The following is a 17,624-nucleotide window of genomic DNA, read 5'->3' on the forward strand; positions in this document are numbered from 1 at the left end:
TAAAAGCTATGTTATCAGCTATTTTAACAGTATTGCTACAAGCGGCCGCCGGTGCGTCGGTTGGTAAAATGGGAGCAGCAATTGGTGCAGGTTTAGCAGCAATTGGAGCTGGTATGGGAATCGGTAAAATCGGTGCCAGTGCCATGGAAGCTATTGCCCGTCAACCAGAGGCAAGCGGCGACATCAGATCGAACATGATTGTGTCTGCAGCACTTATCGAAGGTGTGGCATTCTTCGCAGTTATTGTTTGTATCCTAATCGTTTTTGTATAGCAAAAAACTTTGGCAGCCATCCCGGGGATTGCCCGGGATGCCGTTGCCACTTTAAAATTTTAAATCATGGGATTAGTAATGCCGAATCCGGGCACCATTTTTTGGATGCTCATCATTTTTGGAGTCGTACTTTTTGTGTTGAAGAAGTTTGCATGGAAACCAATTCTTACCGCTTTAAAAGAGCGCGAAGATTCTATTGCAACCGCTTTAAACTCGGCCGAAGAGGCCAAGAAAGAAGTAGCCGGGCTAAAAGCCGATAATGAAAAAGTTATTGCTGAAGCACGCCGCGAAAGAGAAGCGATTCTGAAAGAGGCCAAAGAGTTAAAAGATAAAATTGTTGCCGAAGCCAAGGATAAAGCAGTTGAAGAAGCGCAAAAAACCATTGCCCAGGCACGTCAGCAAATCGAAGCGGAAAAAACAGCTGCCATTAGCGAAATTAAAAAGCAAGTGGCCGAACTTTCGGTAAGTATTGCTGAAAAAGTGATTCGTAAAGAATTAAGCAACAAGGGCGAACAGGAAAAAATGGTTGACGGATTAATCGACGACATCAAGCTGAATTAAGTATGGACCAGAGCGCAATAACTGTACGATACGCCAAAGCTTTCTTTTCAACAGCCAAAGAGAAAAAACTGCTCGATAAGCTAAAAGCCGATATCCAGTTGGTAATGGATGTCTGCAAATCATCGGAAGATTTTATTCTTTTACTGGAAAGCCCTATCGTAAAATCATCAAAAAAGGCAGCCTTGTTAAAAAGTATTTTCGAAGGCAAAATTGAAGAGATCAGTCTTAACTTTTTATTGCTGATCGTTCAAAACAAACGCGAAGTATACATTCCGGGTATCTGCCGCAATTTTCTGGACTTAACACGTAAAGACCTCAATATTAAATCGGCAGTTCTTACAACAGCTTCTGAAGTTAATGCTTCAACACTTAAAAAGGTGGAAGAACTGTTGGGAAAAGAACTAAATGCTACTATTGAGTTATCGGCTCAGGTAAATCCCGAAATTCTGGGGGGTTTGGTATTGCGAATGGATGATAAACAGTATGATGCCAGCGTGGCAACCCAATTACGCAAGGTTAAACAAACCTTGTTAGAAACCGAATTATAAACGATAGCGACAAGCAAAAAATAATAAAAGATGGCTAATATAAAACCTGCTGAAGTATCTGAAATTCTAAAGCAACAACTCGAAGGATTTAAATCGGTAGCCGAACTGGAAGAAGTTGGTACCGTTCTGCAAGTCGGCGACGGCATTGCACGTATTTATGGACTTTCGAACGTGGAATCGAATGAGATGATTGAATTCGAAAACGGAATGAAAGGCATTGTATTGAACCTTGAAGAAGACAATGTTGGTGCTGTACTTTTAGGTCCTACAGAACAAATTAAAGAAGGCGATACCGTAAAACGTACACGTCGAATTGCTTCGATTAATGTTGGCGAAGGCTTGCTTGGCCGTGTGGTAAATACCATTGGTGAAGCCATTGACGGAAAAGGTGCAATAAGCGGCGAACTTTTCGAAATGCCTTTGGAAAGGAAAGCGCCGGGTGTAATTTTCCGTCAGCCGGTAAAAGAACCTTTGCAAACAGGATTAAAAGCGGTTGATGCGATGATTCCGATCGGCCGTGGTCAGCGTGAGTTGATTATTGGCGACCGTCAGACAGGAAAAACAGCAGTAGCCATCGATACCATTATTAACCAACGCGAATTTTACGAACAGGGAAATCCGGTATACTGTATTTATGTGGCAGTAGGTCAGAAAGGATCTACCGTTGCAAACATTGCAGCAACGCTTGAAAAAGCAGGTGCAATGGCCTACTCGATAATTGTTATGGCGACTGCATCAGATCCGGCAGCATTGCAGTTTTATGCTCCGTATGCAGGTGCTGCTATCGGCGAATATTTCCGCGATACCGGTCGTCATGCGTTAATTATTTACGATGATCTTTCGAAACAAGCTGTTTCGTATCGTGAGGTGTCGCTGTTGCTTCGTCGTCCACCGGGCCGTGAAGCTTATCCGGGTGATGTTTTCTATTTGCACTCGCGCCTGTTGGAACGTGCTGCAAAAATCATCGAATCGGATGAGATTGCAAAAAACATGAACGACTTACCGGAATGTTTGAAAGATAAAGTAAAAGGTGGTGGTTCATTAACCGCGCTTCCTATTATTGAAACACAGGCCGGCGACGTTTCTGCCTATATCCCAACCAACGTAATTTCAATTACCGACGGACAGATCTTCCTCGAGTCGAACCTGTTTAACTCAGGTATTCGTCCGGCGATTAACGTGGGTATTTCGGTATCGCGTGTTGGTGGTAGTGCACAGATCAAATCGATGAAAAAGATCTCGGGTACATTAAAACTCGACCAGGCACAGTTCCGCGAACTGGAGGCGTTTTCTAAATTCGGTTCCGACCTTGATGCCGCTACGATGCGTGTACTTGATAAGGGACGTAAAAACGTGGAAATCCTGAAACAGGGACAATATTCTCCTGTAAAAGTTGAGCACCAGGCAGCTATTATTTATTGTGGAACCAACGAGTTGCTTCGTAGTGTACCAATCGATAAGGTGAAAGAGTTTGAAGCCGACTTCCTGGAAACAATGGAAATGTCGCACCGCCCGGTTCTTGATGAATTAAAAGCCGGTAAACTGACACCCGAAATTGAGGAGACAATTAGAAAAGTAGCTGCTGAAACGGCAGAGAAATATAAATAGTAATTGAGCGAATGAGTAACTGAGTGATTGAGGATTCCTCATTTACTAAATTACTCAATAACACATTCACTAAAAAATGGCTGGATTAAAAGAAATACGCACCCGAATAGCATCGGTAAAAACCACCCGACAGGTAACCAGTGCCATGAAAATGGTTTCGGCTGCCAAGTTAAAGAAAGCACAGGATGCCATTCTTCAGATCAGACCGTATGCAGAAAAACTGCACGAAATTCTTACTTCGTTGAGTGCCAGCCTCGAAAACGTTGAAGATTCGGTTTACACACAATCACGCGAGCCTAAAAAAGTGCTTCTGATTCTGGTATCATCAAACCGCGGTTTGTGCGGAGGTTTTAACAGCAATATCTCCAAGAAGGCGGTTGAGGTAGCCAACACAAAATATGCAAAACAATTGCAATTGGGCAACCTCGATTTTATGTGTATTGGAAAACAGGGAGCACGCCAGCTAAAACACCGTGGGTACAAAGTTGTAGCCGACGAAAATGAATTGTTCGACGCGCTTACTTTTGAAAACGTTTCGAGAGTTGCCGAAGAGTGTATGAAATCGTTTGCCGACAAACATTACGACCGTATTGAACTAGTATACAACCAGTTTAAAAATGCTGCAATTCAGGTTCAGGCTGCCGAACAGTTTCTTCCGGTTGAAATGGAAGAAGGTGAAGATAATGGCAACTTCGATTTCATTTACGAACCATCGAAAGAGCATATAATACAGGAGCTTATTCCGCGTTCGTTAAAGATTCAGTTTTACAAAGCTTTACTTGATTCGAATGCTGCCGAACACGGTGCCCGAATGACGGCTATGCATCAGGCAACTGATAATGCCACTGATCTTATCGGATCGCTTACTTTGGAATACAACAAAGCACGTCAGGCATCTATTACGGGAGAAATTCTGGAAATTGTAAGTGGTGCCGAAGCATTAAACGGATAATTCGTTTTTATAAAAATATCGAAAAACCGTTCTTTGAAGAAAGAGCGGTTTTTTTTTGAAAAAAAAATCAAAAAGATGCAATTTAATAACCCCTCCTGACCTCGCCAAAGGGGAGGAAATATCACCCTTCGGGCAATTATAGGGGGTCAGAATAAATTCGGTAATCAGAACTCAGGAACTTCCATTCCTGCATGCAATTTACACGAGTCATCGGTTTTTTTTTTATTTATAAACCGGACTCACCCACTTTTCTTTAGGAGCATATTTACTTTCTGCAGCCCAACGGATTCCGCGTTTCATAATTTCCAGTGCTTCCGGCACTTCAAAATCAGTCATAACGTGCCCCAGCGAACTGTAAAATATACGTCCGTTACTATAGTATTTTTTCCATACCACCGGTATTACACACTCATCAATCCACGACGAATGTTCAGAGGTAAATTCCGTTGTTGCCAACACTTTTACATTCGGATCGATATGCATGTAGTACTGTTCTGAATGCATACGAAAATCACTTAACCCTTTTGTTACAGCATCGTTCTTATCGGTAATTCGCACCGAATAATCGATTACTCCACCAGGATGCGCGACCCACTGCCCTCCAACCATAAACTGGTATTCGGTATTATTTCGGAACGAATCGCCAATACCGCCATGCCAACCGGCAAACCCGGCTCCGTTTCTAATGGCTTTTAAAAGGCCTTTTTCCTGCTCGTTTGTAATGGTTCCCATCGTCCAGGTTTGGATAATCACATCAACCGACCCCATTAATTCTTCATCCAGGTAACTATCCAGGTTGTCCGACACCGTAACCTCTGCACCTTCAGCTTTCAGCCATGGCACAAATACATCAACCGACTCTATGGGCTCGTGACCTTTCCAACCACCGTAAACATAAAGTACTTTCTTTCCTTTCAATGTGTTATCATTTTGCATTTTCTCCCAGGCATAACTTTTGGGAGTTAAAAATAGTAACCCTGCTCCCACCAAAGCGGCGGTTTTTATAAAATTTCTTCTACACTTCTTTAACATCGTTCAGTTGATTTAATACCTCGCTAAAATAAAAGAAAATGTTTTACCAAAAAATCGAAAACGAGTTTGTTCCTATTTCACTTTCAACTGCACAACACAATAAAATGCATAAACTAAAAATAAAATGGGTAAGTTTTCATTAAACTATTTCCTGATCCTTTTATCTTTTATACCACTCAATATCAACACGTTAATTCAATCATATATTAGACAAGCATTCCTCAAAACACGCTATCATGCTGTATTTCTGCGCTTTACAATTTTTTTATTTTCATTTTAATGAAGTATTGCGTAAATTGTATATACATACCAATTAAGTTAAGTGATTTGTAGCCAGAATTTTTCTAAACAATTAACTAAAGATTACATTATGAAAAATTTTGCTGTATTGCTAATCTTAACCCTCCTTGCAAGTACTTCAATCGCTCAAAAAAAGAATGGTACCGTGTTTAATGAACACGAAACCATAGACAAAACAAGAGGCTTTTGGGATGCTGTTAAAAATGGCGACACCGAAAAAGTGAAAACCTTTTTTGCCGACTCAGTAGTAATTGTGCGAAACGGTAATGACTGGAAAACCTCGGCTGAAAACTTTAGTAAAAACTCAAGTTACTGGACCAAAAACTTTGTGAATTTTAATGTTGAAGACTTGCCCGGCACCTATCCCGATGCGTTAGAATATAAAGACGGAAAAATGTGGGTTCAGGACTGGCTGCTGCTCACCGGAACAAACGAAAAAACCGGCATAAACCTGGATCTGCATATGCACTGTTTATACGCTTTTGACGATGATGGAAAAATTGCCACTTTCATTCAATACTATAACAATAATGTTTTCGAGGACATACGGAATGCGCAAACTACCCGCGAAAATGGGAAGGTGTACATCAACCATCCCCACATTGCTACGGTAAGAAAATTGCTGAATACCTATGTCGCAGAAGATGTAGAAAGTTTAAAAGGATTCTTTACTGAAGATGCCATTTTCAGTAGTTTGGCCGGAGGTTATGATGTAACTATGAACCTGGAAGAAAGAGCTGCAGATGTAGCCGACCATTTTGCCACTAGAAAAGATATTCACTTTGAGCAGGTCGGCTACCCCGATTGTATTTTTTACGAACTGAATAACGGCTATGTAGTTTATTCGTGGTGGAATTATTCATATACCGATGAAGAAAACGATAAAAAAGTGGAGATGCCTTTAATGCTTTCTCATTCATTTAACGATGACGGAAAAATAGTTCGGGAAATGGCTTATTTTAGCACAAATCACATAACAGAATAACACAATATATATGAAGAAAAAGGAAGCATCGGTATGATTGCTTCCTTTTTTGTGTGAGGCATACTGGATTCGAACCAGTGATCCCTACCCTGTCATCCGTCAGCTGACGGACTAAACCAACTGAGCTAACTCGGCAGAAGTGTACGAATAAAAGCACGCCCTCTGGATGATTTCAGTTGTTTCTCTCTCTTTAATGCCTCACTCTTTGTTTCAAATTTTTCTATATGAATAATCTGCCATGGTTGATACCTTTTAGTCCAACCCGTATTCCTCTCATCGTTATGAGAGAGCAAACGCTTTTCAGGATCACTTGAATAACCAATGTATATTTTATGATACTTCGAAGAATATAAAACGTAAGTATAATACATGTTTGGAAATTTTGTGGGTCGTGGCAGATTTCCGTCAGCTGACGGACCGACCTCATGCCTGTCATCCGTCAGCTGACGGACTAAACCAGCTGAGCTAACTCGGCAGAAGTGTACGAATAAAAGCACGCCCTCTGGATGATTTCAGTTGTTTCTCTCTCTTTAATGCCTCACTCTTTGTTTCAAATTTTTCTATATGAATAATCTGCCATGGTTGATACCTTTTAGTCCAACCCGTATTCCTCTCATCGTTATGAGAGAGCAAACGCTTTTCAGGATCAGCTGAATACCCAATGTATATTTGATGATACTTCGAAGAATATAAAACGTAAGTATAATACATGTTTGGAAATTTTGTGGGTCGTGGCAGATTCGAACTGCCGACCTCATGCCTGTCAAGCATGCGTTCTAAACCAACTGAACTAACGACCCCTACCCTGTCATCCGTCAGCTGACGGACTGAACCGGCTGAGCTAATGACTCAATGAAAAATAAAAGTACAAAAAAAGGATTGCCGTACGACAATCCTTTTAACTATTTTTTAGATGGGATATTTATACTCCAAACCACAGGTTTATTACTGACAATACAGCAATAACCCACATCAGCCACGAAACCTCTTTGTACTTACCTGCCACAGCTTTCAATACCACATACGAGATAAATCCAAACGATAAACCGATGGAAATACTGTAAGTTAAAGGCATTAAAATAATAGTCAGGAAGGCCGGAATAGCTTCTGAGAAATCTGCAAAATCAATTTGTTTGATATTCTTGAACATGTACACTCCAACAATTACCAATGCAGGTGCGGTTGCGTAGCTTGGCACAATACCGATTAGCGGAGCAAAGAACAGCGCCAAAAAGAATAAGGCCGCTGTAATAACTGATGCAAAACCTGTTTTAGCACCATTCGCAATACCCGAAGCAGATTCGATGTAAGTAGTTGTTGTACTTGTTCCTAACAGCGTACCGGCAACGGTTGCAATCGCGTCAGCTTCCAGAATACGGTCAACATTCTCCACTTTACCATCTTTATCAACAAAACCCGCTTCGTACGAACAGGCTACAATTGTTCCTACCGAATCAAAAAGGTCGACAAACATAAACGAGAAAATCGCACCGATCAATCCAAGGCTCAGAGCCGAAAGTATATCCAGTTTCAGTAAAAGTGGACTCATCGTTGGAGGCATAGAAACAAATGATTCAGGTGCCTGTACTTCTCCGGCCACAATTGCAATAATTGTTGTGATAATAATTCCGTAGAAAATTCCGCCACGAACTTTTTTCACTTCCAGAATGGCAGTTATAAGTAAACCGGCCAAACCGATCAACAATGTTGGAGTAAACTTACCTAAACCAACAAATGTAGCAGGATTGGCAACAACCAAGCCCATGTTTTTAAAACCGATGAACGAGATAAACAATCCAATACCAGCTCCGGTTGCCAAACGCAGTGCAAGCGGAATAGTATGAATAATTTTTGTTCGTATACCGGTAACCGTAAGCGCCAGGAATATTACACCTGAAATGAATACCACTCCAAGAGCAGTTTGCCACTCAACACCGGCTCCTAAAACAAGTGTGTAAGTAAAAAAGGCATTCAAACCCATTCCGGGGGCCATTGCATAAGGTACTTTAGCCCAAACACCGGCCAAAAGCGTACCAATAAGAGAGGCTACAATCGTAACTGTGATCAGTGCATTTCTATCCATTCCTGCATCGCCCAAAATCGATGGGTTTACAAAAATGATGTAGGCCATAGTTAAAAAAGTGGTTGCCCCACCAATGATCTCCTTTTTGAAAGAAGAACCACGGCCGCTGATATTAAAATATTTATCGATCATAATTCAGGTTTTAGAAGGTGTATTTAACTGCCAGCGTTGGCTTCACAGCAAACTCGTCACCAACGAAGTTGTTGCTAAGTTCTATTTCAGTACCAAACGAGAAGTTTTTACATGGGTTGTACCACAATTGAGGCTCAGTTAAGAAACGGTAGTCAGTTCCCCAGAACATTTCTTCTTTCCAGAAATCGGCAAAACCGGTAAAAGTGAATTTACCTTCAGCCATTTGTACTGTCCATACAGCTGTTAACTGAAAAGCTGCATCTTCTTTGTCTTTGATGTACTTGTAGTTAGCCTGCAAGGTCAAAATCTTCGAGAAATCAGCTGAAGCCCAGGTACGTTCCACACCGGCTAACCAGCAGTTTTCAATAGGAATCCAAACTCCACCGCCAATACTCATTGTACCGCCATTGTATTCAACACGTGGCATAAATTTTTGAGTTTCGTTCCATTTAAAAGCACGTGCAATTTCCCAGTAAGCCAACGAAATACCATTGTCGATTCCTGTTCCATCAGCACCATAATCCATGTCGATGAAAAAGAATGTCGAACCGTAAGCATCGGGACGGAACATTTCTACTGTTGAGGTCAACATTTTGCGGCCTTCGCCGAAATCGTAGTGTAACTGTACATTTTGGGCATTAACAGAAAACATAAATGCAACAAAAGCCATTGCAAGTAGTACTTTTTTCATAGTCGTTAAATTATAAGAATTTGATATTTAATGGCAGCAAAAGTAATTATTCTTTCCAATCTGAAAAACAAAAAATGCGGCTAACCACCTCTGTATTGAATGGTTATAAATAAAAGAACCCCGGTCAGAACAACCGGGGCATTTCATTGAAATCGGGAAGATAAAAAATAAGGGTCTTATATTATAATATTCTTTAGAGCCGTAAAAAGTAACCCTACGAACTTTTATTAAGAAACAATAAAAATAATTATTAGGCCAGGGCTTCGTATAAAAACACGTTAACCGGATACAACTGTTCGTAAAGCTGCACCACTTCTTTAATGTAACTATCACTCGTAACTACCTTATCTTCCAGCGGTTTTGAATAGATATACGATTTATATTTCAGCAAATCAATGTGCTCATGATCTTTCGGAAAACCCTTTGGAGCCAGCTTTAATTTATCGTCATACATTTCCGGAAACTGTTTTTTAAATTCGGGTTCATTGGTAATTTCCAGAAATTCCTCGGCATGGTCAGCCACATAATTCCTTATCGATTTTAGCACCGGTGCCGGTGGCATATATACTCCTCCGGCAATAAAACAAGCACCCGGTTCAATATGAAAATAATAACCCGGATTCATACTTTTCCGGCCGCCTTTACATATAAAACTGCCAAAATTGGTTTTGTATGGGCGTTTATCGTTTGAAAACCGAACATCACGGAAGATTCTAAAAACACAATCTTTGGGTTGTAATCCACGCACCGCCGGATCGAATTCACCAATCTCATTAATCAGCACATCGGTAAGAAAAAGTAGCTTTTCTTTGCTTTCATCGTACCATTTTCGGTTGTCGTTAAACCACTCACGATTGTTGTTTTCCTCCAGCTGCTTCAAAAATCCAAGAACTTTCTCCATAGTAGAATATTTTGCACTATTTTTAGCTTTCAATGTAAACAAAAAACAGAATTGATGCTAAAAAAGTTTGCTTTAATTGTTGCGGGTGGCAGCGGAAACCGAATGGGAGCTTCCGTTCCGAAACAGTTTCTCGAAATTGAAGGGAAGCCCGTTTTGATGTACACTTTTGAAGCCTTTTTACGTTTTGATCCCGACATTGAATTTGTACTGGTTTTACCCGAAACACAGCTTGAACACTGGAAGAAACTTTGCAAAGAACATGCTTTCGCAACATCGTACAAACTTGCTTTTGGCGGCGAAAATCGTTTTCAGTCAGTAAAAAACGGATTGGAACAAATAAATGACGACGGCATTGTTTTTATCCACGATGGCGTTCGGCCACTTGTTGCCCGGGAAACCATTGAACACTGTTTTTTGGAAGCCAAAAAATCGGGCAACGCCTTACCGGTGGTTCCTCCGGCGGAATCGATTCGGTATTCGGATGAACACGGCAATAAATCGGTTGACCGAAACAAATACTTTTTGGTACAAACACCACAAACTTTTGATGTACAAACCATAAAGGAAGCCTACCAAAAGGCTCAGCACGAAAATTTTACAGACGATGCTTCTGTTCTAGAAAACGCCGGACATAAAATTCATCTTGTTAATGGCAACCGCGAAAACATAAAAATTACCTGGCCTCAGGATCTTATCATCGCCAAAACCTTTCTCTTTCCACAATAGTATAATCGGCGTTTATTGGTAAATATTCGCCACTTACCGATTAAATCCGCGGAAACTTTTCGAAATGAAATAGTTTTGTGTAACTATTTTATTATTCAAAAGTCTATAGAATTGGGAAGTTTAAACACACTGACGTGTAAAAACTTTTTACACGTCTAAAGTTTCCAAAGAAAATAAGCATATTTTTGCCACGTGGAAGAAAAGAAGAAATACATTATAGAAAACGTGGGCCATCTTTATTTTAAGAAAGGCATACGTGCGGTTACCATGGACACCGTGGCTGCCGAATTCGGGATTTCGAAAAAAACGCTTTACCAATATTTTACCGATAAGGAAGACCTCGTGAATCAGGTGATCGAGTTCTTTATTGATGAGAGTGGAAAAACTTTTAAGGAGTTGGATGACAATAATGCTATCGACAGTATTCTTCTCATTCGCAAGCATGTGGCATTTATTGTTAAGTTCTATAACAATGGCATTGAGAAGGACCTGAAAAAGTATTATCCCGAATTGTACAAAAAAATTAACGAGGTAAAACGCGAGCGCATTTTTACCAGTACCATCGATAACCTGAAATTGGGAATGATGCAAGACCTGTATCGCACCGACCTTGATCCGTATCTGATTGCCAAACTTCAGGTGGGTCGAATGTTGTACACCATGAATCCGGATTATGGAATTTTTGAAGAGTACGAAGTAAACTCGCTCGCATTTTTTGATAGCATGATGGACTACCACATGAACGCTATTTGCACCGAAAAAGGAATAAAATATTATAAAAAACAGCTTAACAAAGTTCAGTATGAAGAAACAAATTAAACAATTAATCTTGTTTTTATTCTTGTCAGTTGTGGGACTGTCGCTGAAAGCTCAGGAAGAAGAAAATACCGGGTTTTCGCTCGACCAGGCCACGCAATATGCCATGCAAAACTCGTATGTTTTGTTTAACACTAAACAAGATGTAACAATTGCCCAAAAACAGGTTTGGGAAACCATTACAACCGGATTACCACAAGTATCAGGAACAGCAAATTACAACGCATTTCTGAACCTGCCGGTTTCGTTACTTCCCGGAGAATTTTTTGGAGAAGATCCGGGCACTTATATACCTGTAAAATTTGGACAGGACTACAGTGCCGACTTCGGATTCAGTGTGTCGCAACAAATCTTCGATGGTTCGTGGATTGTTGGAGTGAGTTCGGCCGAACTGTATTTAAACCTGGCCAAACAAGCCAACGAAAAAACAGAGATTGACATTCGCAGCGCAGTGGCCCAGGCCTACTACACCGTGCTAATTAGCCAACGCTATCGCGAGGTTATGCTTGAAAGTTTAGAGAACAGCACCCGTTTGTACGAAGAAACCAAGGTGTATTACGAAAACGGTTTTCGCGAACAACAAGATGTTGACCAGCTAAGGATATTGCAGAAAAATGCCGAAAACGAAGTACTTCGCTCGGAAAGGGAATTAATAATTGCCAAAACAGTTTTGAAATATACCATGGGATACGATCTTAACCAGGAGATTGAATTAACTGATGACCTGGATGTTTTCGTTTCACCATTGGTGCAGGAATTGAATACTATCGATCTCGATCTGATCAACCACATCGATTACCGTTTGGCCCAGTCGAATTTTGAAGTTTCAGATAAATTATTCCGATTGGAAAAGGTTGCTTATTTGCCAAAGCTTGATGCATTTTACAGTTACTCACGAACATCGTACGGCAACCAAGCCAACCTGTTTAAAGAACAGTGGTTCCCGTCTTCGCTGGTTGGAGTACAGGCAACTATTCCCATTTTCAATTCAGGCAATAAACGCGCAAAAGTACAACGGGCGCGCATCGAACTCGACAAAGCTGAAAACGACATGCGCTTCGCCGAGATCACACTTCAGAAAGATTATTTAACAGCATCGGCTGATATGGAAACAGCACGCGAACAGTTTTTAAACACTCGCGAAAACCGCAATCTGGCAAAAAGCATTTTAGATAAAACACAAATTAAATTTAATAACGGAATGGTTAGCAGTGCCGAGCTCACACAGCAGGAAACGCAGTACATAACCACTTCGCAACAATTGGTGACTTCAACTTTGTCGTTGCTGCAAGCCGATTTAAATCTGAAAAAAGCTGCCGGCGCATTATAAACGAAAAACAAAAAAACACATAAGATGAAAAAGATTTTATTCATAGTAACAACCGCACTTATAGTTTCGGCTTGCGGAAACACAAACGTTACCGACGAAGCCGCGAAACGAAAACAATTGCAGGAATTAAAGCAGCAGGTTCACACGCTCGAGCAACAAATTCATACACTTGAAACTGAACTTTCTGCTAACGAAACAGAAGAACTGGTTAACATTAAAGCCACTACCCTTGAAAACCAAAACTTTGAACACTTTATTGAAGTGACAGGAAAAGTTGAAGCCGAACAGGATGTGGATGTAAGTCCCGAATCGGCAGGCATTATTAAAGAAGTTCTGGTAACTGAAGGACAACAGGTAAATAAAGGGCAGGTTTTGGCCCGCCTTAACACCGATGTTCTGGAACGCTCGGTTGAAGAGTTGCAGGTACAATTGGATTTGGCCGTAACAAATTACGAACGTCAGAAAAACCTGTGGGACCAGAATATAGGATCCGAAATGGAATATCTGCAAGCTAAAAACAGCAAAGAAAGTCTGCAGAAAAGGATTAACAGCCTGAATACCCAGATTGAAATGGCCGATGTTAAGTCGCCAATAAACGGGATAGTCGATATTGTTTACCAGGAGAAAGGTAATATTGGAAGCCCGCAAACTCCGTTTGCCAAGGTAATTAACACCAGCAACATTAAAATTTACGGTGATATTTCCGAAACCTACATTACCAAAGTACACAAGGGCGACGATGTTGAAATTCGTTTCCCGGCCTTAGATGAAACAGTTGATGCAAAAATTAACCAGATTGGCAATACCATCGATCCGAATAACCGCACATTCCGCGTTCGTATCAATATCAACAATCCAACGAACATGATAAAACCAAACCTGGTTTCAATTCTTTCAATGCGCGACTATGTAAACGACTCGGCTATTGTTGTGCCTTCGCTTTATATAAAAGAAGATTTTAAAGGCCACTACCTGTATATTATCGAAAATAAAGAAGGTAAAAATGTAGCTAAAAAAGTATACGTAACACCGGGTGTTAGCAATAACAACATGACCGAGATTACAGAAGGTCTAACTGCCGGAACACAGGTTATTTCTGAAGGCTACAACCAGGTTGTTAACGGAACAGCCGTTAAGATCAATTAAACACCTATCAAAAAAATTCTTCAAAATGGAGAAAGAAACTGAAAAACATAAATCTGAAATAACGCGCAAGTTTCAACCAACGTTTCTTGCGCTAAAGAATAAAACCACGGTGTATATTTTTACGGCGATACTGGTTTTATTCGGAATCTTCTCGTACCAGCAAATGCCCCGCGAGGCTATGCCCGAGATTGTTATTCCATACATTTTTATTCAAACATTGTATCCCGGCAACTCGCCGGTTGACATTGAAAACCTGTGTACACGCCCTATCGAAAAAGAACTGAAAGGGCTTAAAGGAGTGAAAGAAGTAACGTCGGCATCGTACCAGGATGTAAGCACTATTATTGTCGAGTTCAACACAAATGTTACCATAAAACAGGCATTACAGGATACCAAAGACCGTGTTGACCAGGCTAAGTCGGAATTACCGGGCGATTTGCCCAGCGATCCGTATGTAACCGATTTCGACCTTTCGGAATTCCCGATAATGAACGTAAATGTTTCGGGCGAATACAACATGCGCGACCTGAAAAAGTATGCCGAAATATTGCAGGACGAATTTGAAGGCTACCGGGAAATTTCGGAAGCCAATATTCGGGGAATCGAAGAGCGCGAGATCCAGATCAATGTCGATCCGTATAAACTCGATGCTGTTGGGCTAACGTTTGAAGATGTGGCTTTTGCCATTCAGTTGGAAAATATCAGCATGGGAGCCGGTCAGTTTACTGCCGACCAAACCCGCCGAACCATTCGTACCGATGCCAATTACACCAGCATCGACCAGATTGCCAATACCATTATTAAAATAAATGGTGGCAAACCTGTTTACATTCGCGACATTGCCAACGTGGTTGACGACTACAAAGAGCAGGCAACCATTGCCCGACTAAACGACCAGCCGGTAATTACCTTGTCGGTTACCAAAAAATCGGGCGAAAATATACTTGCTGCTTCCCAGAATGTGCTCAACGGAATTGACCAGTTAAAAGCACGCGGGCAGATTCCGAAAGATCTTGATATTATTATTACCGACGACATGACCCACTACATTGAGGACACCATTTCGAACCTCGAGAACAGTATTATTTTGGGGATGATCCTGGTAACTTTTGTACTGTTTCTGTTCCTGGGCTTCCGCAACGCACTTTTTGCCGGTTTGGCCATTCCTCTGTCCATGTTCCTGTCGTTTGTTATTCTGCAGCAAAGCGGAATTACACTAAACTCCATGGTACTTTACGGGCTGATTCTCGCACTGGGTATGTTGGTAGATAACGCCATTGTAGTGGTTGAAAATGTCTACCGGCTTTTTAGCGAAGGAAATCCTCTGCAAAAAGCAACCAAACAAGGGGTAAGCGAAATTGCCTTCCCCATCATTTCGTCAACATTAACAACACTTGCCGCATTTTTCCCGCTATTGGCGTGGGAAGGCATTATCGGCGAGTTTATGAAAATATTACCGCGCACTTTAATTGTAGTACTGGCCTCATCGCTGTTTGTGGCGCTGATTATTAGTCCGGCATTTATTTCATCCTTTATGAAAGTGGATGACATTAACCGGAAAATGAATGCGAAAAAAGTGTTGCGAAATGCAGCTATTTTTGCCGGAGTTTCAGTAGTGTTCTACGTGGCCAAAATTTTCTTACTCGGAAACCTGCTGGCAACTGTTGCCTTTATAATGGTTGCCAACCTGTTCGTTTTACGTCCGGTAGCCCGCTGGTTCCAAACCAAATTCCTGGTATGGCTCGAGCACATGTACACCAAACAGTTGAGACACGCATTAACAGGTAAGTGGCCATACATCTATTTTGGTGCAACATTTTTACTACTGATCTTTTCGGTGGGCTTCTATTTTGGTAGCAATCCAAAAATGGTGACTTTCCCAAGTACCGACCCAACAACCGTTTACGTAACCATGGAATTGCCGTTGGGAACTTCAATTGAAAAAACCGACGAGGTTTCGCGCGAAGTGGAAAAGATTATAAAAGAAACCATTAAGCCGGTTAACCACATTGTTAAATCGGTTACCACCAACGTTGGTGTTGGAATGAGCGGCGGCATGTTCGACAGTAATGAACAAAGCCCGAACAAGTCGCTAACTTCGGTTTCGTTTGTTGAATACAAACTGCGCGATGGCATAAGCACATCGATAGTAATGCAGGATATTGCCAAAAAACTCGACGGGTTTGTTGGGGCTAAAATCTTTGTAAAGAAAGACGATCAAGGGCCACCAACAGGCGACCCGGTTAGTATTGATGTGTCGGGTGATGAGTTTGAGCAGTTAATCCAAATCACCGACGATTTTATGCGGATAATTGAAGAGGATAACATTCCGGGGATTGATGAGTTGCAATTGAACATTAATACCAACCAACCCGAAATGCTCATTCAGGTTGACCGCGAGCAGGCACGTTTGTACGAACTGTCGACACAACAAATTGCAATGGCTTTCCGGAATTCGATTTACGGATACGAAGCCAGCCAGTTCAAAGACGGTGAGGATGAGTACGATATTTTTGTGCGATTGGATGAAAAATACCGCAACGATGTATCTACATTGATGAACCAGAAAATTCCGGTTAACGGAAGTAAAATCCCAATTTCTTCGGTAGCATCATTTAAATATCAGACTTCATACGATAAGATTAGCCGTGTGGACAACAAACGAGTAATAAGCATTACATCGGGAGTTATGGAAGGCTTTAACGCCAACGAGATTAACAGCCGTATTGTCCAGTTGCTTGAAGACTATGAAATGCCCGAGGGCTACACCTACGAATTCTCAGGCGAGCAACAGGAGCAGGCCGAAAGTATGGAGTTCCTGCTTTATGCGCTGATTATTGCAGTGGCCATGATCATGATTATTATGGTTACACAGTTTAACTCGTTTATCCGTCCGGCAATTATTATTGCAACTGTACTCTTCAGTACTATTGGTGTTTTCCTTGGTTTGGGAATATTCCAAATGGAGTTTGTAGTAATTATGACGGGTATCGGTATTATTTCGCTGGCAGGAATTGTGGTGAACAACGGTATTGTACTGATCGACTACATCGACCTGACGCGGGAACGCAAACGTGACGAACTGGGCTATTCCGAAAAAGCTTTCTTACCAAAACAAGTACAGATTGATGCACTGGTAGAAGCCGGTAAAACCCGTTTACGCCCTGTATTACTAACAGCAATTACAACAGTGTTAGGTTTGCTTCCGCTGGCGGTTGGCTTAAACTTTAACTTCTTTACGCTGTATACGCGTTTCGATCCGCAAATATCGGTTGGTGGCGAAAGTGTAGCGTTCTGGGGGCCAATGTCGTGGACCGTTATATTCGGTCTTACCTTTGCCACTTTCTTAACCTTATTAATTTCTCCGGTGATGTATATGATTACCATACGGATAAATTACACCATAAAAAAATGGACCGGTAATTTACCGGAAGACAATATGCCGAAAAAAGCAGAAGTATCGGAATAAACCGGTGCTTTTTACAGAAAACGGGTAGCCTTTTTGACTACCCGTTTTTTATTGCAATTATCGAGGAGAAAA

Annotated in this window: 17 protein-coding genes and 1 tRNA gene; 11 read left to right on the forward strand and 7 right to left on the reverse strand. The window is 41.2% G+C overall.

Going from position 1 to position 17,624, the window contains the following annotated elements; all coding sequences use genetic code 11:
• Nucleotides 1-8: 8 nt before the first annotated feature.
• The 5 genes from atpE (at nt 9) to atpG (ending at nt 3,941) form a co-directional block, all read left to right on the forward strand.
• Nucleotides 9-272 (forward strand): ATP synthase F0 subunit C, encoded by a 264-nt coding sequence (atpE, locus tag G4420_RS05185; protein ID WP_038557555.1) that lies wholly within the window; start codon nt 9-11, stop codon nt 270-272.
• A gap of 66 nt (nt 273-338) precedes the next feature.
• A complete protein-coding gene (locus tag G4420_RS05190; RefSeq protein ID WP_163322491.1) occupies nt 339-833 on the forward strand; it encodes a F0F1 ATP synthase subunit B in 495 nt (164 codons plus the stop codon).
• Between the two features lie 2 nt (nt 834-835).
• Nucleotides 836-1,381 (forward strand): ATP synthase F1 subunit delta, encoded by a 546-nt coding sequence (gene atpH, locus G4420_RS05195; protein ID WP_163322492.1) that lies wholly within the window; start codon nt 836-838, stop codon nt 1,379-1,381.
• Nucleotides 1,382-1,411: 30 nt separating this feature from the next.
• Nucleotides 1,412-2,989 (forward strand): F0F1 ATP synthase subunit alpha, encoded by a 1,578-nt coding sequence (gene atpA / locus G4420_RS05200; RefSeq protein ID WP_163322493.1) that lies wholly within the window; start codon nt 1,412-1,414, stop codon nt 2,987-2,989.
• Nucleotides 2,990-3,065: 76 nt separating this feature from the next.
• Nucleotides 3,066-3,941: an ATP synthase F1 subunit gamma gene (atpG, locus tag G4420_RS05205; protein WP_163322494.1), complete on the forward strand. Its 876-nt coding sequence runs from the start codon at nt 3,066-3,068 to the stop codon at nt 3,939-3,941.
• A 222-nt stretch (nt 3,942-4,163) separates the two neighbouring features.
• On the opposite strand, the gene G4420_RS05210 is transcribed toward atpG, so the two are convergent.
• Nucleotides 4,164-4,973, reverse strand: a complete 810-nt coding sequence (locus G4420_RS05210) for a ThuA domain-containing protein (RefSeq protein WP_204273598.1) — start codon at nt 4,971-4,973, stop codon at nt 4,164-4,166.
• A 370-nt stretch (nt 4,974-5,343) separates the two neighbouring features.
• Between G4420_RS05210 and G4420_RS05215 the strand changes: the two genes are divergently transcribed.
• A complete protein-coding gene (locus G4420_RS05215) occupies nt 5,344-6,258 on the forward strand; it encodes a nuclear transport factor 2 family protein (protein WP_163322495.1) in 915 nt (304 codons plus the stop codon).
• Between the two features lie 125 nt (nt 6,259-6,383).
• Here the strand turns inward: G4420_RS05215 and G4420_RS23515 are convergent, their stop codons facing one another.
• The 6 genes from G4420_RS23515 to G4420_RS05245 form a co-directional block, all read right to left on the reverse strand.
• Nucleotides 6,384-6,629 (reverse strand): GIY-YIG nuclease family protein, encoded by a 246-nt coding sequence (locus G4420_RS23515; protein ID WP_163322496.1) that lies wholly within the window; start codon nt 6,627-6,629, stop codon nt 6,384-6,386.
• A 94-nt stretch (nt 6,630-6,723) separates the two neighbouring features.
• Nucleotides 6,724-7,029 (reverse strand): GIY-YIG nuclease family protein, encoded by a 306-nt coding sequence (locus G4420_RS23520; protein ID WP_394351184.1) that lies wholly within the window; start codon nt 7,027-7,029, stop codon nt 6,724-6,726.
• Nucleotides 6,984-7,058 (reverse strand) — tRNA-Val (locus G4420_RS05230). Before G4420_RS05230 ends, G4420_RS23520 begins: the two co-directional genes overlap by 46 nt.
• 122 nt (nt 7,059-7,180) lie before the next feature.
• Complete coding sequence (locus G4420_RS05235; protein WP_163322498.1) at nt 7,181-8,473, reverse strand: NCS2 family permease; 1,293 nt, start codon at nt 8,471-8,473, stop codon at nt 7,181-7,183.
• Nucleotides 8,474-8,483: 10 nt separating this feature from the next.
• The gene (locus G4420_RS05240; RefSeq protein WP_045025966.1) at nt 8,484-9,164 is read right to left on the reverse strand and encodes a DUF5020 family protein; all 681 of its coding nucleotides are present in this window, start codon (nt 9,162-9,164) and stop codon (nt 8,484-8,486) included.
• A gap of 250 nt (nt 9,165-9,414) precedes the next feature.
• Entirely contained in the window at nt 9,415-10,065 is a 651-nt protein-coding gene (locus G4420_RS05245; protein WP_163322499.1) for a DUF2461 domain-containing protein, read from the reverse strand.
• Nucleotides 10,066-10,119: 54 nt separating this feature from the next.
• On the opposite strand from G4420_RS05245, the gene G4420_RS05250 reads away from it, so the two are divergent.
• The 5 genes from G4420_RS05250 (at nt 10,120) to G4420_RS05270 (ending at nt 17,552) form a co-directional block, all read left to right on the forward strand.
• Nucleotides 10,120-10,791 (forward strand): 2-C-methyl-D-erythritol 4-phosphate cytidylyltransferase, encoded by a 672-nt coding sequence (locus G4420_RS05250; RefSeq protein ID WP_163322500.1) that lies wholly within the window; start codon nt 10,120-10,122, stop codon nt 10,789-10,791.
• A gap of 192 nt (nt 10,792-10,983) precedes the next feature.
• Nucleotides 10,984-11,610, forward strand: coding sequence for a TetR/AcrR family transcriptional regulator (locus G4420_RS05255; protein ID WP_163322501.1), 627 nt, complete (start codon nt 10,984-10,986; stop codon nt 11,608-11,610).
• The gene (locus G4420_RS05260; RefSeq protein ID WP_163322502.1) at nt 11,594-12,937 is read left to right on the forward strand and encodes a TolC family protein; all 1,344 of its coding nucleotides are present in this window, start codon (nt 11,594-11,596) and stop codon (nt 12,935-12,937) included. Before G4420_RS05255 ends, G4420_RS05260 begins: the two co-directional genes overlap by 17 nt.
• A 24-nt stretch (nt 12,938-12,961) precedes the next feature.
• Nucleotides 12,962-14,083 carry an efflux RND transporter periplasmic adaptor subunit gene (locus G4420_RS05265; RefSeq protein ID WP_163322503.1) on the forward strand — a complete coding sequence of 374 codons (1,122 nt, stop codon included), beginning with the start codon at nt 12,962-12,964 and terminating at the stop codon, nt 14,081-14,083.
• Between the two features lie 25 nt (nt 14,084-14,108).
• Nucleotides 14,109-17,552 (forward strand): efflux RND transporter permease subunit, encoded by a 3,444-nt coding sequence (locus G4420_RS05270; RefSeq protein WP_163322504.1) that lies wholly within the window; start codon nt 14,109-14,111, stop codon nt 17,550-17,552.
• The last annotated feature ends 72 nt before the right edge of the window (nt 17,553-17,624 follow it).

This window comes from Draconibacterium mangrovi (assembly GCF_010586825.1).
Taxonomy (GTDB): Bacteria; Bacteroidota; Bacteroidia; order Bacteroidales; family Prolixibacteraceae; genus Draconibacterium; species Draconibacterium mangrovi.